20 protein-coding genes are annotated in these 21,761 nt (G+C 38.4%); 8 read left to right on the forward strand and 12 right to left on the reverse strand.

Annotation, left to right across the window (positions count from 1 at the left end; genetic code table 11):
* Positions 1 to 98: 98 nt before the first annotated feature.
* Positions 99 to 539 (forward strand): PRC-barrel domain-containing protein, encoded by a 441-nt coding sequence (locus D1092_RS01725; protein ID WP_120121909.1) that lies wholly within the window; start codon positions 99 to 101, stop codon positions 537 to 539.
* Positions 540 to 884: 345 nt separating this feature from the next.
* Here D1092_RS01725 and ychF read toward each other — a convergent pair whose 3' ends face one another.
* Positions 885 to 1,988, reverse strand: a complete 1,104-nt coding sequence (gene ychF, locus D1092_RS01730) for a redox-regulated ATPase YchF (RefSeq protein ID WP_120121910.1) — start codon at positions 1,986 to 1,988, stop codon at positions 885 to 887.
* 251 nt (positions 1,989 to 2,239) lie between these two features.
* Between ychF and D1092_RS01735 the strand changes: the two genes are divergently transcribed.
* Positions 2,240 to 2,983, forward strand: a complete 744-nt coding sequence (locus tag D1092_RS01735) for a L,D-transpeptidase (protein WP_120121911.1) — start codon at positions 2,240 to 2,242, stop codon at positions 2,981 to 2,983.
* Between the two features lie 400 nt (positions 2,984 to 3,383).
* Here D1092_RS01735 and pth read toward each other — a convergent pair whose 3' ends face one another.
* Both pth and D1092_RS01745 read right to left on the reverse strand, forming a co-directional pair.
* Entirely contained in the window at positions 3,384 to 3,965 is a 582-nt protein-coding gene (gene pth / locus D1092_RS01740; RefSeq protein WP_120121912.1) for an aminoacyl-tRNA hydrolase, read from the reverse strand.
* 76 nt (positions 3,966 to 4,041) lie between these two features.
* Complete coding sequence (locus D1092_RS01745) at positions 4,042 to 4,671, reverse strand: 50S ribosomal protein L25/general stress protein Ctc (RefSeq protein ID WP_120121913.1); 630 nt, start codon at positions 4,669 to 4,671, stop codon at positions 4,042 to 4,044.
* A 286-nt stretch (positions 4,672 to 4,957) separates the two neighbouring features.
* On the opposite strand from D1092_RS01745, the gene D1092_RS01750 reads away from it, so the two are divergent.
* Entirely contained in the window at positions 4,958 to 6,457 is a 1,500-nt protein-coding gene (locus D1092_RS01750) for a helicase HerA domain-containing protein (protein ID WP_120121914.1), read from the forward strand.
* Here D1092_RS01750 and D1092_RS01755 read toward each other — a convergent pair.
* From D1092_RS01755 to lgt, 4 genes are all read right to left on the reverse strand, one after another.
* The gene (locus tag D1092_RS01755) at positions 6,454 to 7,386 is read right to left on the reverse strand and encodes a ribose-phosphate pyrophosphokinase (protein WP_120121915.1); all 933 of its coding nucleotides are present in this window, start codon (positions 7,384 to 7,386) and stop codon (positions 6,454 to 6,456) included. The genes D1092_RS01750 and D1092_RS01755 overlap by 4 nt on opposite strands.
* A 392-nt stretch (positions 7,387 to 7,778) precedes the next feature.
* Complete coding sequence (gene pgeF / locus D1092_RS01760; RefSeq protein WP_120121916.1) at positions 7,779 to 8,555, reverse strand: peptidoglycan editing factor PgeF; 777 nt, start codon at positions 8,553 to 8,555, stop codon at positions 7,779 to 7,781.
* A 79-nt stretch (positions 8,556 to 8,634) separates the two neighbouring features.
* Entirely contained in the window at positions 8,635 to 9,714 is a 1,080-nt protein-coding gene (locus tag D1092_RS01765) for a class I SAM-dependent methyltransferase (protein ID WP_120121917.1), read from the reverse strand.
* Positions 9,689 to 10,567: a prolipoprotein diacylglyceryl transferase gene (gene lgt, locus D1092_RS01770; protein ID WP_120121918.1), complete on the reverse strand. Its 879-nt coding sequence runs from the start codon at positions 10,565 to 10,567 to the stop codon at positions 9,689 to 9,691. Before lgt ends, D1092_RS01765 begins: the two co-directional genes overlap by 26 nt.
* 212 nt (positions 10,568 to 10,779) lie before the next feature.
* On the opposite strand from lgt, the gene D1092_RS01775 reads away from it, so the two are divergent.
* Positions 10,780 to 11,058 (forward strand): accessory factor UbiK family protein, encoded by a 279-nt coding sequence (locus D1092_RS01775; RefSeq protein ID WP_120121919.1) that lies wholly within the window; start codon positions 10,780 to 10,782, stop codon positions 11,056 to 11,058.
* Positions 11,059 to 11,429: 371 nt separating this feature from the next.
* Entirely contained in the window at positions 11,430 to 11,930 is a 501-nt protein-coding gene (locus tag D1092_RS01780) for a type III secretion system chaperone family protein (protein ID WP_120121920.1), read from the forward strand.
* A 46-nt stretch (positions 11,931 to 11,976) separates the two neighbouring features.
* Here the strand turns inward: D1092_RS01780 and D1092_RS01785 are convergent, their stop codons facing one another.
* Both D1092_RS01785 and D1092_RS01790 read right to left on the reverse strand, forming a co-directional pair.
* Positions 11,977 to 13,317 carry an ATP-binding protein gene (locus D1092_RS01785; RefSeq protein WP_120121921.1) on the reverse strand — a complete coding sequence of 447 codons (1,341 nt, stop codon included), beginning with the start codon at positions 13,315 to 13,317 and terminating at the stop codon, positions 11,977 to 11,979.
* Between the two features lies 1 nt (position 13,318).
* Positions 13,319 to 14,029: a response regulator gene (locus D1092_RS01790; RefSeq protein WP_148255598.1), complete on the reverse strand. Its 711-nt coding sequence runs from the start codon at positions 14,027 to 14,029 to the stop codon at positions 13,319 to 13,321.
* A 143-nt stretch (positions 14,030 to 14,172) separates the two neighbouring features.
* Here D1092_RS01790 and D1092_RS01795 point away from each other — a divergent pair, with 143 nt between their 5' ends.
* Positions 14,173 to 14,823, forward strand: coding sequence for an MBL fold metallo-hydrolase (locus D1092_RS01795; RefSeq protein ID WP_148255599.1), 651 nt, complete (start codon positions 14,173 to 14,175; stop codon positions 14,821 to 14,823).
* Between the two features lie 65 nt (positions 14,824 to 14,888).
* Here the strand turns inward: D1092_RS01795 and D1092_RS01800 are convergent, their stop codons facing one another.
* From D1092_RS01800 to D1092_RS01810, 3 genes are all read right to left on the reverse strand, one after another.
* On the reverse strand, positions 14,889 to 15,617 hold the full coding sequence (locus tag D1092_RS01800; RefSeq protein WP_120121923.1) for a BA14K family protein: 729 nt from the start codon (positions 15,615 to 15,617) through the stop codon (positions 14,889 to 14,891).
* 732 nt (positions 15,618 to 16,349) lie between these two features.
* Positions 16,350 to 18,671 carry an excinuclease ABC subunit UvrB gene (gene uvrB, locus D1092_RS01805; protein WP_120121924.1) on the reverse strand — a complete coding sequence of 774 codons (2,322 nt, stop codon included), beginning with the start codon at positions 18,669 to 18,671 and terminating at the stop codon, positions 16,350 to 16,352.
* A gap of 261 nt (positions 18,672 to 18,932) precedes the next feature.
* Positions 18,933 to 19,256: an SH3 domain-containing protein gene (locus tag D1092_RS01810; protein WP_120121925.1), complete on the reverse strand. Its 324-nt coding sequence runs from the start codon at positions 19,254 to 19,256 to the stop codon at positions 18,933 to 18,935.
* A gap of 335 nt (positions 19,257 to 19,591) precedes the next feature.
* Between D1092_RS01810 and greA the strand changes: the two genes are divergently transcribed.
* The gene (greA, locus tag D1092_RS01815; protein ID WP_007347010.1) at positions 19,592 to 20,065 is read left to right on the forward strand and encodes a transcription elongation factor GreA; all 474 of its coding nucleotides are present in this window, start codon (positions 19,592 to 19,594) and stop codon (positions 20,063 to 20,065) included.
* Between the two features lie 14 nt (positions 20,066 to 20,079).
* Positions 20,080 to 21,138, forward strand: a complete 1,059-nt coding sequence (locus D1092_RS01820) for a glycosyltransferase family 4 protein (protein WP_120121926.1) — start codon at positions 20,080 to 20,082, stop codon at positions 21,136 to 21,138.
* The last annotated feature ends 623 nt before the right edge of the window (positions 21,139 to 21,761 follow it).

The following is a 21,761-nucleotide window of genomic DNA, read 5'->3' on the forward strand; positions in this document are numbered from 1 at the left end:
GCTGGTCTTGAAAGAGTATAAAGAGTGTAGGGAACAAATCTGATTATGATGCATTGATGTTTATAAAGTAAAAGCAAAGTAAAAACGGAGATGTTAAAATGAAAAAAACTGTATGGACTACTCTTATATCTGCTTTAATGGTTTCTAGTACTTACGCTCAGTCTTTTGAAGTTCCTTCTAAACCTGAAATGGTTTCTGCAACGGGTGTTGTACAGGTGGGATCAGATATGTCTGTGCGTTATGTTACACCTTTAGCAACGGATTTTGTCGCTTCCAGTCTTATTGGTGCAGATGTCTATAATATAGAAAATGAAAATATTGGTGAAGTAAAAGATATTATTTTGCGTGAAAATAACATTGCAGGGTTTGTTATTGCTGTTGGTGGTTTCCTTGGTATAGGGGAGAGTTATGTGGTCGTATCTCCAAAAACAATCCAGATGACAAATGATTATGGTAAGTGGAAACTTATTACAAATGCCACAAAGGATTCTTTAAAAGACGCTCCAACATTTAAATATGAAGGGCATTGGGCACGCTGATTTCGTGTTTCCATTGTCTACGATTAGAACAGTTGCTGTCATAACACGTGATGGCACTGTTTTTTATACAGAGCATTTGAGAAATGTAAAACTTTTAGGCAATAAGCTCTTTTTGTTTTTTTAAACTCAAAGGAAAATTGAGATTAGATCTTAATGATTTTGATAAGGTAAAGAAACGAACAATTTCAATTTTTTTGAAAGAAAAATACTCTATACGTTTTGTACAGCTTAAAAATACTTCAAACAGAATATTTAATCCTTAAAGCTTTATAGAAGAGATATTTGTAAATCCTATACCTATTCTTTATTTGCTTAAAAGGCACAAAATATTAAGAGAGAGACTATTTAAGTATTATGTTTAAACAACATAACATCACCGTCTTGCACAATATATTCTTTACCTTCATCACGGGCTTTGCCCGCTTCTTTTGCACCGTTTTCTCCTCCTAAAGCAATATAATCCTCGTAGCTGATGGTTTGAGCGCGGATAAAGCCACGCTCAAAATCTGAGTGAATAACACCCGCAGCTTGGGGTGCTTTCGTGCCACGTGTGATTGTCCATGCTCGTGTTTCTTTAGGTCCACAGGTGAAATAAGTAATGAGGTCAAGCAAAGAATAGCCAGCACGAATGAGGCGGTTTAGACTTGGTTCAAAAAGCCCTAGGGCATTAAGGTACTCTGAAGCCTCGGCATCATTAAGTTGGGTAATTTCAGCTTCAATGGAAGCAGAAATGATAATGCTTTGAGCATTTTGCTCTGCTGCCATTTTTTCGACCATTCGTGTAAAGTTATTTCCATGAGCAGCGTCATTTTCACTTACATTGCATACATAGAGGACGGGTTTAGAAGTGAGAAGATTTAAGTTCTCAAGGATGCGGCGTTCTTCAGAAGAGATATCTTTAAGCAACAATCGAACAGGATTTCCCTGTTGCAAGATATTTAATGCTTTTTCCATAACGGGTAGAATTGTGAGAGCTTCTTTATCTTTTCCAGTGGCTCGTTTGCGAATTTGTACGATTCGTCTCTCAAGACTTTCTAAATCCGCCAGCATGAGTTCAGTTTCAACGGTTATGGCATCAGAAAGGGGATCAATATGTCCTTCTACATGGGTTATATCATCATCTTGAAAACAGCGTAAAACGTGAATAATGGCATCAACCTCACGGATATTGGCTAAAAATTTGTTTCCTAAACCTTCGCCTTTTGAAGCGCCACGCACAAGCCCTGCAATGTCAACGAAATTAATGCGTGTAGGAATAATCTCTTTTGAACCAGCGATGGAAGCAATTTTTTCCATTCGTGAATCTGGAACAGCAACTTCACCGGTGTTGGGTTCAATGGTACAAAAAGGATAATTGGCCGCCTGTGCAGTGGCTGTTTTTGTGAGCGCATTAAAAAGAGTTGATTTTCCAACATTAGGTAATCCGACAATACCGCATTTAAAGCCCATGAGAATCTTTCTTTTCTATTGATTTTATTGGTCAAGATAAAAATTCTTTATAGCATATTTTCAGAAGAGTTATAGCCTTTGTATTGTGATAAGTGAGAAAAAAGTCTACAGCAATGAATAACCTGTTTTTTATCTTTTAAAGTTTTTCTTAAACTTAATAATTAAGAAAACTTCGAGTTAATGTTAATAGTGTGCTAAGTTTTTCATGGTACGCAGATCTGCGTAAATAATTAATGGGAGAAAATAGAAGAGTGTTATCTCGTTGTGCCTTTTTAACTGCAGCACTTTTAGCTTTAGCTGGATGTGCTACAACACATCAATCAGATATGTCATCGGCTTCTTTTCAACAAGCTCGATACATTCCACCAGAAATACAGGCTTTGTACGGTCCTGTAACGAATGAAACTTATCCGTTACCTGCTGTTGATCTTACAACAATTGATCCAAAGTTTTGGCGACAAGAAGTGATTTATTATACATCTTATCCACCTGGAACGTTGGTTATCGATACGCAAGAATGTTTTCTTTACCTTATTGGTGAAAATGGAAAAGCTTTACGCTATGGGATTGGGGTCGGTAAGGAAGGCCTAGCATTTGAAGGTGAGGGAGTTGTACAGCGCAAGCGTCGCTGGCCCAATTGGGCTCCGACAGCAGCAATGATGGCACGAGAACCAGAACGTTATGGGCATTTGGGGAAAGGAATGCCTCCAGGACCCGATAATCCATTAGGCGCGCGAGCACTTTATCTTTTCAAAAATGGGAAAGACACACTTTTCCGTATTCATGGCTCACATGAATCTTGGTCAATAGGGCGTGCCATTTCAAGCGGATGTATCCGTTTGCTCAATCAAGATATTATTGATCTTTATGATCGCGTTCCCGTTGGTTCGCGCGTTGTGGTGTTACAAAACAATAGAAGTGCGCCTACAGTTTACAGTCAACAATCAAATGGCTACGATCCGCTAGAGTCAACCATTCAGCCAAATGATTTTTAATTTTAGGGAGAAGATTGAAAAGAGCCATTTGAGTATTTTGGTTTGCTGTCCAATCTTCTCTTTCTTCCAAAGAGTATAGACCTTTCTTTTTCAAAAAGTCTGCACAAATATCATTATTTTATTTGCCAGATTTTCATATTGCCCAAACAGGTTTTGCTTTTGAGAAGTTTTATAAGAGGCATTTTTTTCTTTTTTCAAGAGTTTTTATCCGTATACCTTTCCAATTTGTGAGGTGTAAGCCAATGTTTTTGATTATTTCATTATCAATAGACTTGAATTGAATTTTATGATATTGGGTGTTTTTATTTAGCGTACAAAAAATTAATTTTATAAATCAATATATTATATAAAATTTCTATAGAGAAATATTGATTTTTTTACCGATGAGAGAAATAAAAGATTAGAATAAGTTTTTATTTTTTATCGTTTGTGAAACTTCATTCATAAAAAGAGATTTGTCACCCTTTATGAGGAGAGCAATATTTTTTGCAATGGTCTCTAAGAGAGGGAGCAACCATTCTTGATCAGATTTGGTAAAGTTTCCTAAAACGTGATGATGAACAAGTTCCTTGCTTCCAGGATGACCAATACCTATACGTATGCGACAATAGTCGCTACCACAATGGGCATCAATAGACTTAATACCATTATGCCCATTATTTCCTCCTCCGATTTTTACACGGACTTTTCCCGGTGACAGGTCTAACTCATCATAAATAATGATCAAACTCTTTAAATCGAGTTTATAAAATCGCAAAGCTTCACCGATAGCTTGCCCCGAAAGATTCATAAAAGTTTGCGGTTTAATAAGAAAAATTTTCTCATTATTTATAAAACCGCTAGAGATTTCTGCTTGAAACTTCTTCGACCATGGAGAGAAAGAAAAGGACTGATAAATAGTATCAACAGCCATAAAACCGATATTATGGCGGTTATTTTGATATTGCAAACCAGGATTGCCAAGACCAGCAATAAGCCACATATGTACCTTCAGTCAAAGTGTGAGGGGAGTATACGTTTCATAAATTAAGGCGGGAAAAATTCCCGCCTGTTGAGTTTTATGAAGTTTGCGCCTCGTCTTCATCTTTTTCTTGTTCGGAAGTTTCATCACTGACATCTACGCTCGCAGGCGCTGCAATGGTTGCAATAGTAAAGTCGCGATCTTGGATAATGGGTGTCACATCTTTTGGCAGTTGCACAGCTGAAATGTGGATAGAATCACCAATAGAATAGCTGGAGAGATCAATTTCAATAGCCTCAGGAATAGCATTTGCTGGAGCGGTACATTCAATTTCATGGCGAACAATATTGAGAACACCACCCTTTTTAAGTCCAGGTGCTGTATCTTCATTGAGGAAGTGGACAGGAATATTCACTTCTACAACAGATTTTGCTGAAATGCGTAAGAAATCGACATGGAGAGGAAAGTCACGCACAGGGTCCAATTGGTAATCTTTTGGCAAGACCATAATTTTTTTCTTGTCGAGGACAATCGTTGCAATGGTGGTCCGAAAGCCACCGGCTTGGATTTTGTAGAAAATCTCTTTATAGGGAACTGTTATTGCCAAAGGAGGTTGTTTTTCACCATAAATGACAGCAGGGATAAGACCGTTGCGGCGAAGTTCACGGGAGGACCCCTTACCAACCCGCTCGCGTTTTTCGGCCTTAAGAGTGTAGCTTTTACTCATAATTTAAGTCCTTTTTACATGATTGGAGATCCTTCAAAAACAATAACAGTTTTTGCATGGATATGAAGATATGCGCTAGAAAACAGCGATTGCTCCATTCTACGCTGCCTCCAAGGGTGTCTACGTAGAAGCTTGTTCTATAATTCAAACTATTCATAGATGCAAGAGTTGTGGGAAAAATCGATGATTTCTACCGTTAAAAAGGAGGAAATGTTACAAATTACTATGCGGATGGAGAATCAACCAATAGGCGCTAATATGTTTAAAATTAAACACTGGAGATGTTATGAAGGTTGAGATTGCCTTGGGTGAGATGTCAGAGAGTCGTGCTTTGCATAAATCGATGCCAGCGCTTCTTGATTTGGAAGAATTATTGGCGACACGTCTTCTTGTACAAGGTAATTCCGGTTCAGGGAAATCACATCTTTTACGCCGTCTTTTAGAACAAAGTGCTAAGTGGGTGCAGCACTGCGTGATTGATCCAGAAGGCGATTTTATCACTTTGGCCGATAAATTTGGTCATGTTATTGTAGAGGCTCAACGTAGCGAATTAGAATTGACGCGTATTGCTCATCGCATTCGGCAACATCGGGTTTCGGTGGTATTTAACCTGGAGGGCTTGGATACTGAACAACAGATGCGTGCTGTGGGGGCTTTTCTTGGGGCACTGTTTGATGTGGAACGTGATTATTGGTATCCTATGCTTGTGGTGGTTGATGAGGCACAATTGTTTGCTCCAACTGCGGCAGGAGAAGTTTCCGATGAAGCGCGTAAAATTTCTCTGAGTGCTATGACAAATCTTATGTGTCGAGGACGTAAACGGGGACTTGCTGGTGTTATTGCAACACAACGTTTGGCTAAGCTTGCCAAAAATGTTGCTGCTGAAGCTTCAAATTTTTTAATAGGTCGGACTTTTTTAGATATTGATATGATGCGTGCGGCTGATCTTTTGGGGATGGAGCGTCGTCAAGCGGAAATGTTTAGAGATCTTGAGCGGGGACATTTTATCGCTTTAGGTCCTGCTTTATCACGACGTCCCTTACCAATTATCATTGGTTCGGTTGAAACTTTAGCACGCTCTTCTAGCCCTAAATTAATGCCACTTCCAACAGAGCACATAGATGCAAAAGAACTCGTTTTTACGGCTTCACCAGAGGAAATTTTAACGCCATTTAAACAAATACGAGAGCCTGTGAGAGAAAAATCAATGCACGAGATGTTAGAGGAGGTGGTGCATAAAAAACAAGAGGACTTAGAAGAAAACCTAAGTTTATTTCCTGAACTTTCTGATGTTGAGCGAGAGTGTCAAGCAGAACATGTTATTCGAGAAATTCTTGAGGATCCTGAGGCTTTTTATCGTTCAACAGCAGTGCTTTATCAAGATTTTTCAGTTCGTTGCCGTATCCATGGTATGTCTAAAGTTCCTTTTAATCTTTCACAATTTCGGCGTAAATTGGCGATTGCTCAAGCTTTTGTCGATGAACAAACAGCTGTAAGTGAACATTGGAAACATATTTTGCAGATATCAGAAAGTTTGGAAGATGATGTTCAAGGAGTCTTCTTGAATGTGGCACAGGCCGCATTGGGCGGAAAGCCATGCCCATCCGATGCATTTTTAGCCCGTCTTTATGGAACACACTCTTTAAGCCGTGCACGTCGGCTTTTAACCTATTTTGAAGAGCGCGGACTCATTGTTATTCATACACATTTTAGTGGTCAACGCATCGTTGCATTTCCTGATCTTGGTGTCGAAACGGCACCAGGAGATCCTAAAGCACCACTTTAACCGAATAAACTTGAGACAGATTGTTCTGCTGCTGTTCTAGCGATTGCTTCGCCAATCAGGTCGGAAATCGGCAGAACGCGAATATTATGGGCTTTTTCAATGGCCCCTGTTGGCATAATCGAATCTGTAATAACCAATTCTTTCATCTCTGAGTTAGTAATACGCTCAATAGCATTTCCAGAAAGAACACCATGCGTGATGTAAGCCGTAACACTATTGGCACCGTGTTTTAGGAGAGCACTTGCTGCATTGCATAGAGTTCCACCAGAATCAACAATATCATCAAGCAAAAGACAATCTTTTCCAGAGACATCTCCGATGATATTCATAACTTCTGATTCACCAGGACGTTCGCGACGTTTATCAACAATAGCCAGCAAACTATTTAAGCGCTTGGCAAGTGAGCGGGCGCGTACCACCCCTCCAACATCAGGTGAAACAACAATAACATTTTCAAGCGAGTAATGCATTTTGACATCGCGAGAAATAACCGGAACAGCATAGAGATTATCTGTGGGAATATCAAAAAAACCTTGAATTTGTCCGGCATGAAGATCCAATGTTAAAACACGGTGGGCTCCTGCTTCGGTAATCAAGTTGGCAACAAGTTTTGCGGAAATGGGGGTGCGTGGTCCAGGTTTACGGTCTTGGCGTGCGTAACCAAAATAGGGGATGACGGCTGTAATACGACGCGCAGAAGAGCGGCGAAGCGCATCAATCATAATGAGCAGTTCCATCAAATGATCGTTGGCTGGATAGGATGTGGATTGTAAAACAAACACATCTTGTCCACGGACATTTTCATGTAATTCTACAAAAATTTCTTGATCAGCAAAGCGTTTCACGGTTGCTTTGCCTAAGGGAATGCTTAAATAATTTGTAACATCTTCAGCAAGGCGTGGATTAGAATTGCCGCAGAAAAGCTTCATAGTGGAACCTCTGAGTCGTCATGGTAGAGTATGATAAGTTTTTTTAACTTCTTATTATCAGATTGCAAGGATAACAATTACAAAAACGTTACAATTTTATCTTTTCTTATTAAAGAGCTTCTGTGTTTTATTTTTTCTTTTACTCTATAAAACAATGCGGATATGGTTTTCTGTATAAAAAGAATAAAGCAAAGTTCATGTTTAAAAATTGTTTTGAATTTAGCCATCCAGGCAAATTTTTGAGAATAAGAATAGTTAGCCCCTTCATACTTTGTTTGTTAAGAAAATATTTTTGATAAAAAGCACAATGTTTGAGAGTGTTTCTTGTTTCACTGTAAGCAAAAATTTTATTTTGCAGTTTTGCTATTCTCTTTAGATGAAAAAGCCCTATTTCATCTCGTCAACATAATCGCAGAAAATTGTCGTCCATCATCCGGTTCATTTCGGAGTGTTGCACGCCGATAGGAGAAAAAACGCTGTTCATCTTGGTAGGTGCAAAGTTCTAAACAAGAAGCACTAACCCCTGCTTCTTTGAGTTGATTGAGAATGAATGCCCACAGGTTAAAGTGAAAGTGATTAACTTTATCTGTTTTTAAAAAATATTTTTGAAATTTACTCTCGCACTCAATAAATTGTTGGTAAAATTCGTCTGTGACTTCGTAGTGGCAAGGGCCAATACAAGGACCAAGAACTGCTGTTATTGATTGTCTTTTGGCTCCTTGTTTTTCCATAACAGTAATTGTTTTTTCTATAATTCCCTTTAAGCTTCCTTGCCAGCCTGCATGGACTGCAGCGATGACACCGGCTTGTGGATCAGCCAATAAAACGGGACCACAATCTGCTGTAAGAATGCCGATGACGAGTCCTGGCACGGTGGTAATGAGAGCATCTGCTTTGGGAACTTCACCCATAAAAGGTTGATTCACTACGATAACTTCAGAGGAGTGTATTTGATTGACAGTGATTAAATTTTGTACCTCAACACTAAAATAATCAGCGATCAAAAGGTAATTTTGCGCAGATTGATCATTTAAATTTTGTCCAACATGAAGACTTGGAAAGAGACTTTTTGAAATACCGCATTGACGTGTGAAAAAACCATGTTTTATCCCGTGTATGTGTAAGGCAGAAAGCTCTTTCGCAAGGATAGGGGGTGAGGTAGGCTTCATTAAATTTCCTCATAAAAATGGTTATTTTCAAAGAGAGAATGGTGTGTGAAATGCGCGTATTTGTCAATATTTTTGATCATCAAAATCTGGGAGGTACAGGTATGTTTTTATCACTCATATGTAAAACTTTAAATAATTTGCCCATTTGATCTGGGCCAGCTAATCGCTCGACATCTTGGCGAATTTTATCTTGCAATGGAGCATTTTTATTCGCCCCAAGCTGTTGTGCGCGTTCTAGAAGTCCCATTTTTAAAAGAAAGTCTCCTTGTTCTAAGATTTCAATAAAACAGCCTTGTTCAAGGGCTATATCCTTTAAAAAGGAAAAATCTACATGAGATGTTAAATCATGTTGACCTGGAGCATCAAAAATATCACGGAATTTATGTTTTGAGAGTGCTTGTAGTGTATCGCCAAAAGCAAGCTCACGAGCACCATAATCAATAAGCAAAGCAGAACCTGTTACTTGCATTAAATGGTTGCTAAGTTGTTGCACGAATTGATGTCGTGAGGGCGCATGTTCAAAAATTGTTCCATCAGGCATTCCAGAGCAATAGGATTGTAGACAAGAAGAGGGTAGTCTACGCGGGGCAGCAATAAAGATAAAATCTCCATCTTGATTGACTGTAATGCGGCGTTCTCTCCATTCTCCATCGATTTTAATGTATTGATTGACGGGGAGCGTATCCAAAAACTCATTGGCAATGAAAAAAAGTGCGTTTGAAGGGATTTGATTAAAATTTTCAATGATATGAATTTGTTTTTGATAAGGAGCAAGAGATTTTTTTTGTTCTTTGGCGAGCTTTTCACTTATTTCAATAAGGAAAACTCCGGCAGAATTAAATGCAGTTGAGGATAATTTTTGCATGGTTCGCAAAATATCACTCATTAAAGTTCCGCGTCCTGGACCTATTTCTGCAACAATAAAAGGGTGAGGACAACCATGAGCTTTCCAGCTTGCGAGAAGCCAAATGCCTATCATTTCTCCAAATAATTGGCTTATTTCAGGGGCTGTTATAAAATCACCAGCGCTTCCAAAGGGTGTTTGTGTCCGATAATAGCCAAATTGAGGGTCTGTGAGTGTTAGCGTCATATATTGACTGACAGAAATTGGGCCATGAAGCGCAATAATTTTCTTAATTTTTTCTTTCAGGGTTGCCATTTTTGCTAGATTTGTCTTTAAAAGCTTGAAGGAGGAGATACCCCCCTAAAAGGAACATAGGAAGGGATAAAGCCATACCATAGGTAAAACCAGTAGAATGAAAAAGGGTGGAAAACCATTCTGGATCTTCTTGGGGAGCACGATAAATTTCTGAGATGCTACGTGCTATTGCATAACCTATAATAAATATTCCTGATACAGCGCCAGAGCGTTTTAATGCTTTGAAAGCAAAAATAACAATGAAGAGAATGATGAAAAGAAGGAATCCCTCCATAAATGCTTCGTAAAGTTGGCTTGGATGGCGGGGTAAATAGTCAGGATCTAAGGGAAAACAAACGGCCCAAGGTTGTGTTGTAACGTTTCCCCATAATTCTTGGTTAATGAAATTGCATATCCTTACAATACCGATACCGATAGGTGCTCCGGCAGCAATTATATCAAACATTTCTCGTATATTGATGTTATTTTTACGGGCGAACAAAATCATTGCAATTGTAATGCCAATGAGACCACCATGAAAGGACATCCCTCCATCCCACACTGCGATGATAGCACTTGGATGGCTAAAATAATAAATGGGATCCCATACAAGAACTTGTCCTAAGCGCCCACCAACAACGACACTGATAGCAGACCAAACAACAAAGTCTCCTATCTTCTCTTTATTCATAGGAGGGTGGTTTTTATGCCATAGAGACGGTTTTTTTAATAATTTTTGCGCATACCACCAAGCAAAAAGAATACCCACAACATAACCAAGCCCATACCAATGGAGAGAAAGGGGACCTAAACGGACAATTACCGGATTGATAAAATCTGGAAAGGCAATGGCTGGACAGACAAGATTGTTCATGAATTAAGCACTTTACATTATATAAGATGGATATGAAGTGACTCTGATGGTCAGAAATGACAGATGAATGCACAATGGTCAAGTCAGGAAGGGGAATAGATTTTTGCTCATCGTGGTAAAAAATAGGATAAAAGGAACAAATTACAGTATCTAAATGTTATGAGAATACGCTATAATGCGTGTGTTAATATTAAAATTTAAGGAAAAATGTTATGCGTAATGGATCAAACCGTATTCTTGATGAATTAGCAAAATTAGCAACAGATGCTGCTGACGTTGCGCAAGGTATACGACGTGAAGCTGGAACAGCTTTTCGTGTGCAGGCTGAAAAGATAGCCAACAAGCTTGATCTTGTTTCACGTGAAGAATTTGAGACCTTTAAGGAGATGGTGCTGAAAATCCATGCTGATAATGCTGATTTGAAAAAGCGTCTTGATGATTTAGAAAAAGATGATTTGGAAAAAAATAAGACACGAAAAAAAGAAAAATAGTTTCTCTAAAAAAACTTTTAAAAAATATCCCCAATTTTTCAATGGGATGTTTGAAACTAAAAAATGCTTAATCTTGAGTCTGTTAGAGCGGAGCATTTATTTATTTTAAAATTTTTTTTGGGTAAAATGCATTTTTTTGAATCATGGGGGCTGGCGCTATGAATTTGTATCAATACACTGAAAAAACTTGATGATTCGTTTTATGATTATCAGGTTGCCCTAAAGAGCATGATTGTGTTCTGGGGGGGTGTGGTTTTGATGTTTTTAATGTGTATTTGTTTGGTGTAAAAGTTCTGATTGTGACAAAATATTGTTACAACTTAAGCGGTTTATATTTTGTTGACAATGTTTTAAGATGATTGAGGATTGTGATGAGGCTTGCATTTTGCGCCACAAAAAGAAAAGAGCATCCTGTTGACTTTATCGAACAGATTGCCTGTGAATATGATTGGTCGTTTGAGCGGGATGCCCAAGATGAAATTAGCGTTTGTGTGGAAGGAAAACGGGCAAATTATCGTCTTGCTTTTTCATGGATGGAAGAGCAGGAAGCGTTGCATTTGGCTTGTTCATTTGAGCTTTCTATTGAAAATGCTCGAACAGCTGAAATACAACGCTTATTGCTTGCGATTAATGAAAAGTTGTTGTTGGGACATTTTGATTACTGGCAGAGGAATAATTCGATTATTTATCGGCAAGGTCTCCTTTTGGCTGGTGGAGCGCATCCATCCCATATACAGGTTGAAACATTGTTGATACACGCTTTGAAAGCCTGTGAAAGCCATTATGTTGCTTTTCAGATGGTAGCTTTATCGGGAGAAAGCGCTTATAAGGCACTGCAATACACTTTGTTTGAAACTGTAGGGAATGCTTAAAATATCAAGTCTGTTATTGTTTATAGACGGTTTGCTGAAAGATTGCTCATAGGGGGATATCAATAATAGCACGTAAGCCCCCTAGAGGGCTGTCATCTAATTGAATATTGCCTCCGTGGCTGCGCGCTATGTCTTGGGCAATAGAAAGGCCCAGTCCCGTTCCGCTTGCATCTTGGTTTCTTGCTTTATCAATTCTGAAGAATGGCTTAAAAACTTTTATACGCATATCTTTATGAATTCCAGGTCCATTATCATCGATGATCAATATAAAGGATTCTTTTTGAGAGTTGGCTGTCAGTTTAATGGTGTTGGCGTAATAAAATGCATTTGAGACGAGATTGCTGACCAAGCGTGTGAAAGCACGAGGGCGTACTTGTATTTGTGTAGGCCCTTCAATGGTATAAGAAAATTGACGTTTGTGAAGATGTGCATCGGTGGAAAATTTTTGCATGAGAGTGCTCAAATCAAAGGTTGTAACACTTTCATTTTTTTCACCACGGGCGAAAGCAAGATAATCTTCTAACATGTTTTGCATGTCGCTTACATCTTGCTCAAGGGGTTTCATATCAAAGTCAGTATTTGCTAGGGCGAGCTGAAGTTTAAAACGTGTGAGAATTGTTCTTAAATCATGGCTTACGCCTGAAAGCATCATGGTACGTTGTTCAATTTGGCGTTCAATGCGTTCACGCATGCGTAAAAAAGCAATGCCAGCACGACGAACTTCATCAGCTCCTTGTGGTTGAAATCCTTCAGGTAAAGGACGACCACGTCCAAAACTTTCTGCTGCCTCAGCCAATTGTTGAATTGGCTTGATTTGGTTGCGCAGAAAATAAATCGCTATCAGCAGTAAAAAAAGAGCTGTTCCGACCATCCAGCTTAAAAAAATCGCAGTATTGGAAGCATAGGCTTGGCTACGTGGTGCAAACACGCGTAAGATAGCATGACCAAGGTGGATACGGATTTCAACAAGATCAGAATCGCCTACTGTATCAATCCAGAAGGGGCGATTAATTTGACGGGTGATTTCTTCACTGAGAAAATAATCTAGAATTGCAAAAAATGGTTTTGGTCCTGGTGGAGGAAGAGGGGTAGGAGGGAGAAGAGCCATGTTTAATCCCATACGTTGTTGTGCAATGCGTTTGATGTCCTCGTAGTTATCTTGTTGCGGATATGTTTCAATGATATCAATAATAGCGGAAATATCATGGACAACAGCGGTAGAAAGGCGTTCGGTCACCATTTGCCAGTGGCGCTCCATAAAAACATAAGCAATCACTGTTTGTAGAAGGACCATAGGGGCAATAATAATGATCAAAGAGCGGGCATAAAGCCGTTTTGGCATTTTCTTTGTCAGCCAGCGGATAAATTTTCTTGCAGCTATGATCATGCTATGCTTGTTCAATGGAAAGTTTATAACCTACTCCTCGTACGGTTTGGAGCCATATTGGGAGTGCTGGATTTTCTTCGATCTTACGGCGAAGGCGGTTGATTTGTACATCAATTGCACGTTCGCTAATATTTTTATCATCCATTGCAAATTTATGGCGTGGAATGATATCTCCTGCATTTTCAGCAAAAATAACCATCATTTTTTGTTCGTTATCTGTCAATTTAATAACTTCTCCTCCTTTCTTGAGTTCGCGCCGCGCAATGGAAAAGATATATGGTCCAAAAATAATCTGCTCGATTTTCGGCTGGTTTAGTGGAAAACCACGTCGTAAAATGGCATGAATGCGAAGGAGAAGTTCACGAGGATCAAATGGCTTAGCAAGATAATCATCGGCGCCTGCTTCTAAGCCATGGATGCGGTTATCTGTTTCTGATAAAGCTGTGAGCATGAGGATAGGAACGTCTCTTGTTTGACGAAGTGCGTAAGTGAAATCAATACCATTTTGTCCAGGCATCATGACGTCAACGATAAGAAGATCAAAATCTAAACTTGCAAGTTGCCGTTTTGCTTCATCAGCATTAGCCGAAACTGAAACACGAAACCCATTTTTAATAAGAAATTGCAATAAAAGATTGCGAATGCGGGTGTCATCATCGATCACAAGAAGGTGAGGAGCATCATCACACAGAACTTGAATATGATCAGTCATTCTTCAAAACCTTAACAAAAAAATTGCATTTTTACAAAGTCTAAGTTTACATAAGTTGCATAAAGCTGTCGAGCAAGCTATTTTAATAAAGAAGACAATGCTCCTTCAGAAGCTTAGAAAAATTTTACTTTGAAAAGGATATCATGAGCAATTTTAGTACACATATTATTCCGGTTACACCTTTTCAACAAAATTGCACTTTGCTTTTTGATAATGAAAAAAAAGTGGGGGTTTTAGTGGATCCTGGTGGTGATTGGCCTCAAATTCAAAAAGTCATCCAAAAGATAGGGGTTGTCGTTGAAGCTATTTGGATAACACACGGGCATTTTGATCATGTGGGAGCAGCAATGCAAGCAAAAGAAGCTCTTGGTGTTAAAATTATCGGTTCACATCAGGCTGATAAGCCCGTGATGGATGCGGCGTGTGAGAGTGCAAAAAACTATGGCATTCCTGATGCGCGCAGTTGTGTGCCCGATCAATGGTTAGAAGATGGCGATAGCCTTGATTTTGCTGGACATGTATTTAATGTTTTTCACACACCGGGACATTCACCTGGTCATGTCATTTATTTCAATGAAAAACAGCGTTTTGCTCTATTGGGTGATGTGCTTTTTCGTGGTTCTATTGGACGTACGGACTTTCCCTTTTGTTCTCATAACGCGTTAATGAAATCACTTCGAGAAAAAGTTTTGCCTTTAGGCGATGATGTCCGTTTTATCTGTGGGCATGGACCAGGAAGTAACTTAGGTTATGAGCGCCAGTGGAATCCCTTCCTTCAAGAATTCAATGCATAACCCAAAAAACACTCTCAAGTGTTTCTTGGGTTACTTGAAACTTCTTTAGTAGAATGTAACGAGAATTAATTTAATGGGGCATAACAAATATATTCTCGGCCATCACGTCCCCGAAAAGTCCCAGTTTCTGGATTAAAAGAACGGTATTTTTTCTTACAATATTGAAGCCAATTGTGAGTGTCTGATTGCTGAAGGGGCTGATATGTTGTTGACTGAACTTCATCAATAACTTGATTGTGTGGAACTGGTTGATAAATAACCCGAGGGGCCTCTTGATAAGTTACTTGGGGGTGTTGTGGGGTTTGATAGATGATTTGTGTTTGTGGCTGTTTTGGCTTTTTTAAAAGATTATTAAGAATTACACCTGCAGCAAAAACAAGAATGCCTGCTGCTAAAGCCTCTCCTGAGCTGCCACGCGTTTCATAATGTTTATGGGTATGACGGTGATGGGTTGTCGTGTTGTGTTTACTATAATGATATGTTTCGCGCTCAATATGACGGTGACGATGTTCACTCCCTGTATAGGCTACACGTTGAAGAGGACGACGATGAGGAGAAGAATGAGAAGAGGAGTGGGAATTAATTGTTCTCTTCATAGGATTCATGCGATCATCTATTTCTTTATTTACCCTCCTCATATGATCATCTATTTCTCTCTCTATACTCTTCATTTTCTTCGTGGTAGTCTTTTCTTCATAACTCCATGAGGTATCTGCAAGAGTTGTGCCTAGTGGCATAAAAATACTTACATTTGTTATTGCTGATAATACCGCTAATTCGATTATTTTTTTCATAGCGATGCTCCTTATTATGTAAACTCGCATTTTTTCACATTTTATTACGTGTCAAATTAAACACAATCTGAACGATTTATGATTTATTTTGATAAAACGAATAAAAAGCCCTTTGAGTAAATCTCAGCATAAAATCATGACAAAAGTTTGCTTTAAAGAAATATATGCTGCTTATTTTCGTTTATAATATTGTATTGAGCGTTATTAATTTTGCCTTTGTTCATAAAATGTGATGTAAAATCACTCTTTTTAGCTTTTTTTATTTTAAAAGACTTGAAAAATGAACGAAAGTAGCGTGGAAAAGGTAGCCCCCTTTCTATCATGTGATTATATCAGCATGATAGAAGTCTTATTTATTGGCATCTTTCATAAGAGTATTCTCTTGTGTTTGATAGCTTTGTAAGAATAAGAAGCTGATTATAAAAATTGGTTTTATACTCTTATGTTATGGCATATGGGGTGTTTTGGGGATGTGGAAGAGATCTTTTTTGATTTGGTTGTTACTGCTTTAAGGTTTAGAAATATTTTAGGGAGATGTATAATCTTCTTATAAAAAAGATCATTATGAAAAATGTTTTCTTACACCATTTCTTTGTTATTTTTCTTTCTTAATTAGAGTAGCATTGATGATATTGAAATTATTCATTTCTGGAATGGTGTTGTTTATTAATGATATCTTACTTAAGATTTTAGAGAGAAAAGATTTATTTTTAACAGCTTAACAGCTTTAGGTTATTGATTAGGCTGACGTTTTCTTGTGTTTTGTGTTGTTTTGTGAAAAGCATTTTTTTGAGGCCTTTTTTTTGTTTTGCTTTTTTCTAAAATTCCAGTGTCGATTGTTGGGCCCATGTGATCAAGATCTGGCTTTGAGAAACGATTTGTTTGCATCATGGGATTATGGGTGGATTGTTCACTATGATGTGTGAAAGGATCGTCTGCGATTGCGAGTTCTATTTTTTGTAATTGTTTTATTTCATCACGCAGTCGTGCCGCTTCTTCAAAGTTTAGATCAGCGGCTGCTTGACGCATTGATTTTTCGAGATTTTGAATATGGGTTGTTAAATTATTGCCAACCATATTATTCTGCGTGATAAAATTGGTAAGTTTTGTCGGAGTATGGTGGTTTTCTTCGCCTGAATTGAGAATATCGTCGATATTTTTTTTAATACTGGTGGGGACAATATGATGTTCTTCATTATAGGCTATCTGTTTTTCTCGACGTCTTTCTGTTTCTTTTAAGGCTCTCTCGATAGAGCCAGTAATGGTATCAGCATAAAGAATAACGCGCCCATCTACGTTGCGTGCAGCGCGTCCGATTGTTTGGATGAGCGATGTTTCAGAGCGTAAAAAACCTTCCTTGTCGGCATCTAGAATGGCAACAAAACCACATTCTGGGATATCCAGACCTTCTCGAAGTAGATTGATGCCGATGAGAACATCAAAAGTACCAAGTCTGAGATCGCGAAGAATTTCAATACGCTCTAATGTATCAATGTCAGAATGCATATAGCGTACCCGAATACCTTGTTCATGAAGATATTCTGTCAAATCTTCAGCCATACGTTTTGTCAGTACAGTGACTAAGGTACGGTAGCCTTTTTGAATTGTTTTGCGAATTTCATTTACAACATCATCGACTTGGGTTGAAGCTTTACGTACTTCGGTTGGTGGGTCAACAAGTCCTGTTGGACGAATAATTTGTTCAGCAAAAACACCATGGGATTGTTCTATTTCCCAGCGTCCAGGTGTCGCAGAGACAGCAATGGTTTGTGGGCGCATAGCATCCCATTCTTCAAAGCGCAAAGGGCGATTATCCATACAGGAGGGTAGGCGGAAGCCATATTCTGCTAGAGTGGCCTTTCTGCGAAAGTCGCCTCGATACATACCACCAATTTGAGGAATTGTTACATGGCTTTCATCGATAAAAACAAGAGCGTTGTTTGGAATATATTCAAACAAGGTTGGTGGTGGTTCGCCAGGCTTTCGTCCTGTTAAATAGCGTGAATAATTTTCAATTCCGGCGCAAGAGCCGGTCGTTTCTAACATTTCTAAGTCAAACATTGTGCGCTGTTCTAAACGTTGTGCTTCTAAAAGGCGTCCTGCTGCGTTCAATTCATCAAGACGTTGAACCAACTCTATTTTAATGGCTTTCATTGCTTGATTGAGTGTTGGCCGCGGTATGACATAGTGTGAATTGGCATAAATTTTAATGGATTGAAGAGCTGCTGTTTTTTGTCCTGTAAGAGGATCAAATTCAGTAATTGTTTCTACTTCATCGCCAAACAGCGAAAGTCTCCAAGCACGATCTTCAAGATGGGCAGGAAAAATTTCAATTGTATCACCTCGTACACGAAAAGAACCACGAATAAAGTTTATGTCTTGTCGGTAATACTGTTGAGAAACTAAATCAGCTAGGAGTTTTCGCTGATTGAGTTTGTCCCCTTTTTGTATTTGTAAAGTCATGGCTGTATAGGTTTCTACCGAGCCAATTCCGTAGATACAGGATACAGACGCCACAATAATGACATCATCACGCTCTAAGACAGCGCGTGTTGCAGCATGGCGCATACGGTCTATTTGTTCATTAGTGGAGGATTCTTTTTCAATATAGGTATCAGAGCGTGCAACATAGGCTTCTGGCTGATAATAGTCATAATAAGAAACAAAATATTCAACAGCATTATGAGGAAAAAAGCTCTTAAATTCTCCGTAAAGTTGTGCGGCAAGCGTTTTATTGGGGGCTAAAACGAGAGCTGGGCGTTGTGTTTTTTCAATGACTTTTGCCATTGTATAGGTCTTTCCTGAGCCAGTAACCCCTAAAAGCACCTGTGTCCGTTCATCTTTTTCAATTCCCTCAACCAGAGTTTTAATGGCTTGAGGTTGATCTCCCGCTGCTTTAAAGGATGTTTCGAGTTGAAATGGAATACCACCTTCAGATTTTTCAGGACGAATAGGGCGGTGAGGCGTCCATAACGCCCCATTCTTAAAAAGAGGATTACCTGAAGCAATCAGAGCAGAAAGAGCTTCTACGGTTGCAGTAACACCATTTTTCATTGTTGTTATCCTTTGATAGAAAAGTTCTGATGATTTTAAAGGGAATACTAATTTTTACAATTTCATTACGACAGCAGCAAAACGTTATTGCACAGTTTTGTTGTGATTTACTGGTTCTTTCATGAGTATATTAATAAAGCTTTTTTGTGAGATGACCTCTTCAAAATGTTTCTTTGGAGAAGATATATTTGTGGTCGCTCGTGGGACACTATTGCATTCTTGCCATGATGATCTTCAAGAGGGAATAAGTTATCATGGCTGTTATGGAGAATAATCATGTGTTGTGGCCTGTTTTGGAACTAAAGACATTGTGTAGGTATGATAAAGGTCATTGCCATCTTTAAATGAAAGATAACGAGATGATACCCAGCCTATTTGAGCATTGTGTCGGATATGGCACCAATTTCCTTCACAGTTTTTAACAAAAACCAATTCGCCAGCAGAGATTAAGCCACAAACTGCATACTGAGTGCTGGGGCCTGTTCGAAAATTAAGATTTGTTGTCACAAAGGCATCTGCTGCTTTAGATATTGTTGTAGCTAAAAAGAAAGAGCCAAACACAAAAAAAATGACGAACTTTTTCATTTTTCTGCAAAGAATTTCTTTAGAAATTATCCTTCTCTCTTTAATATCTCATGGGATTACTTTTTCTAGACTATGATAAAATAAAGAAAATTACAATTCTTTCTTCTTTATGAGACTTTAAGGAGGAGAGCGAAGTTTAACGTTTTAAGCACCAAAATGAGATGTTTTAAACACTATTAGTGCATGTTTTGTTCCCTTTATTTATTTTTATATGGAAAACAGGGATACTGTGCTATATAATAGAAAAGATCGTAGTTTTCGGATTCCAAAAGTAATTTTGGAAGCCGTTTTTTGTATTTTTATTAAACCTTCCGTGTAATAGAAAGGGACGGATTATGGAAAAAGTTCCGATGACTACAGCTGGCTTTGAAAGTCTTAAAGAAGAGTTGCGTTGGCGTCAACAACAGGAACGTCCACGAATTATTGAAGCAATTTCTGAAGCGCGTGCCCATGGTGATTTGTCAGAAAACGCTGAATATCATGCCGCTAAAGAAGCACAAAGCCATAATGAGGGGCGTATAAATGAGCTTGAAGATTATATCGCAAGGGCAGAAGTTATAGATGTCTCTCGTCTTTCAGGTGACAAAATCAAATTTGGAGCGACTATTAAACTTTTAGATGAGGATACTGAAGAAAAAAAAGTATATCAAATTGTAGGGGATCAAGAAGCTGATGTAAAGGTTGGTAAAATCTCTATTTCTTCACCGATTGCGCGTGCACTCATTGGCAAACAAGAGGGTGATGTGATTGAAGTGAATGCCCCCGGTGGTGCGCATAATTACGAAATCATTAAGGTTCAGTACATCTAAATATCTCAATAGTTATGCGTATGTCTTTGCAAGAAACAGAGGTTATTGCTCCTCACTTTAAAAGGCGTTTATCCGGAGTGACATCTACGATTATTCAGCTTGTTCCACTGCAGCGCGAACAAGGGGTGCGTATATCTACTTTGGGATTTGGGCTTCCAGAGAATTTGCCAGCTCTTGGCTTTCGGGACCTTTTCGGACTTTGGAAAAGTCCGAAAGGGAAGTCGTTTCGTATTTGGCATGCAAGGCGCAATATTGAGATGCTTTTTGGGATCTTGTTGCGTGATGTCTTGCGTATGAAGCTGAAACTTATCTTTACATCGGCTTCACAGCGTCATCATAAGCCTTTTACCAAGTGGTTAATTCGCCGTATGGATAGAGTTATTGCTACCAGTACACATACGGGCGCTTATCTAGAAGTTTCTCATAAGGTTATTATGCATGGGGTGGATGTGAAGCGTTTTACGCCACCACAAACTCTTGATGATTACTTTTCTTCAACAGGATTTCCAGGAAAATATGCGGTAGGATGTTTTGGGCGTTTGCGCAGCTCAAAGGGAACTGATTTGTTTGTGGAGTCAATGATAGCGTTGCTGCCACGTTACCCTGACTGGACAGCACTTATTGCTGGTCGTACAACAGAGCAACATTATCGCTTTGAAAAAGAATTACGCCAAAAAGTTGCTAGGGCTGGTCTTAATGATCGCATTATTTTCCTTGGTGAGATTCTGGAAATTCCTTTGTGGTATCGTCGTTTATCGCTTTATGTTGCACCTTCTCGTACAGAAGGTTTCGGTTTAACACCATTAGAGGCAATGGCATCACAGGTTGCAGTTGTAACGAGTGATGCAGGCGCTTATAAAGAATTGGTTGTAGAAGGAACAGGAACGGTTGTAAAAGCAGGAGATGGTTTGGCTTTAACGGCAGCCATTGAACCCTATTTTGCTGATGTAGAAAAAACATTGGCAGCAGGGGAAAAAGCTTTAGCGCATGTTCGTACGCATTTTCCTTTGGAAAAAGAAGCAAGCGAGATTAAAAGTGTTTATGAAGAACTGTTTGCAGAAAAAGCACTTTAATATTATATCAAAAATCTTCTTAAGAATGATAAAAAATGGGTTCCATAAGGTTATCTCGCAATTATCAAGAAAATAGCTCAAAGATATAAATGTTATTTTACAAAATTTATTTTGTCTTTAGTTGAATGCTATAAGAGTTTTTCAAAATTTGGATAAAAAAATTAAAAATGTATACGCTTGAGAGCGATATGAGGCTTATGTATGATAAAGTATACGAGAAGGGAGGAAAGCTATTTTTATGCTAATGATATTTTAGAATAAGAAAACAATGCTTCACCTAAAGTCTTATAGATTTATGGACTATCTTAACAGTTTTGTATTGATATTGTTTGTTTTGTAAGACTTAAATAGAGTGAAAAAAATGTTTTCTTCTCTTAAAAAAAAGTAATGATGGTCTCTCCATGGATAAAATAGTCATACATAATTTAAATAAGTTCATAATAAGATAAATCTAAGATTAATATATTGATTCATATAGATAATCTACCTTCGCAATTTGAATAATATTTTAAGATTTTTACATGTCAAATTTGTTGCTATTAAACCAATGAGAGCTGCCCTCTTACACATCACAATTGGAAGATGGCATTGGTGGATAAAAATTATTGAAGACAAGCTATAAA

This window comes from Bartonella krasnovii (genome assembly GCF_003606345.3).
Classification (GTDB): domain Bacteria; phylum Pseudomonadota; class Alphaproteobacteria; order Rhizobiales; family Rhizobiaceae; genus Bartonella; species Bartonella krasnovii.

Bases quoted from the DNA above. Each gene is read 5' to 3' on its own strand.
- D1092_RS01745 (WP_120121913.1), bottom strand. From the start codon at position 4,671: ATGAGTAAAAGCTACACTCTTAAGGCCGAAAAACGCGAGCGGGTTGGT.
- D1092_RS01780 (WP_120121920.1), top strand. From the start codon at position 11,430: ATGAGGCTTGCATTTTGCGCCACAAAAAGAAAAGAGCATCCTGTTGAC.
- D1092_RS01765 (WP_120121917.1), bottom strand. From the start codon at position 9,714: ATGGCAACCCTGAAAGAAAAAATTAAGAAAATTATTGCGCTTCATGGC.
- D1092_RS01800 (WP_120121923.1), bottom strand. From the start codon at position 15,617: ATGAAAAAAATAATCGAATTAGCGGTATTATCAGCAATAACAAATGTA.
- ychF (WP_120121910.1), bottom strand. From the start codon at position 1,988: ATGGGCTTTAAATGCGGTATTGTCGGATTACCTAATGTTGGAAAATCA.
- greA (WP_007347010.1), top strand. From the start codon at position 19,592: ATGGAAAAAGTTCCGATGACTACAGCTGGCTTTGAAAGTCTTAAAGAA.
- D1092_RS01810 (WP_120121925.1), bottom strand. From the start codon at position 19,256: ATGAAAAAGTTCGTCATTTTTTTTGTGTTTGGCTCTTTCTTTTTAGCT.
- pth (WP_120121912.1), bottom strand. From the start codon at position 3,965: ATGTGGCTTATTGCTGGTCTTGGCAATCCTGGTTTGCAATATCAAAAT.
- D1092_RS01790 (WP_148255598.1), bottom strand. From the start codon at position 14,029: ATGACTGATCATATTCAAGTTCTGTGTGATGATGCTCCTCACCTTCTT.
- D1092_RS01795 (WP_148255599.1), top strand. From the start codon at position 14,173: ATGAGCAATTTTAGTACACATATTATTCCGGTTACACCTTTTCAACAA.
- pgeF (WP_120121916.1), bottom strand. From the start codon at position 8,555: ATGAAGCCTACCTCACCCCCTATCCTTGCGAAAGAGCTTTCTGCCTTA.
- uvrB (WP_120121924.1), bottom strand. From the start codon at position 18,671: ATGAAAAATGGTGTTACTGCAACCGTAGAAGCTCTTTCTGCTCTGATT.
- D1092_RS01725 (WP_120121909.1), top strand. From the start codon at position 99: ATGAAAAAAACTGTATGGACTACTCTTATATCTGCTTTAATGGTTTCT.
- D1092_RS01820 (WP_120121926.1), top strand. From the start codon at position 20,080: ATGCGTATGTCTTTGCAAGAAACAGAGGTTATTGCTCCTCACTTTAAA.
- D1092_RS01755 (WP_120121915.1), bottom strand. From the start codon at position 7,386: ATGAAGCTTTTCTGCGGCAATTCTAATCCACGCCTTGCTGAAGATGTT.
- lgt (WP_120121918.1), bottom strand. From the start codon at position 10,567: ATGAACAATCTTGTCTGTCCAGCCATTGCCTTTCCAGATTTTATCAAT.
- D1092_RS01785 (WP_120121921.1), bottom strand. From the start codon at position 13,317: ATGATCATAGCTGCAAGAAAATTTATCCGCTGGCTGACAAAGAAAATG.
- D1092_RS01750 (WP_120121914.1), top strand. From the start codon at position 4,958: ATGAAGGTTGAGATTGCCTTGGGTGAGATGTCAGAGAGTCGTGCTTTG.
- D1092_RS01775 (WP_120121919.1), top strand. From the start codon at position 10,780: ATGCGTAATGGATCAAACCGTATTCTTGATGAATTAGCAAAATTAGCA.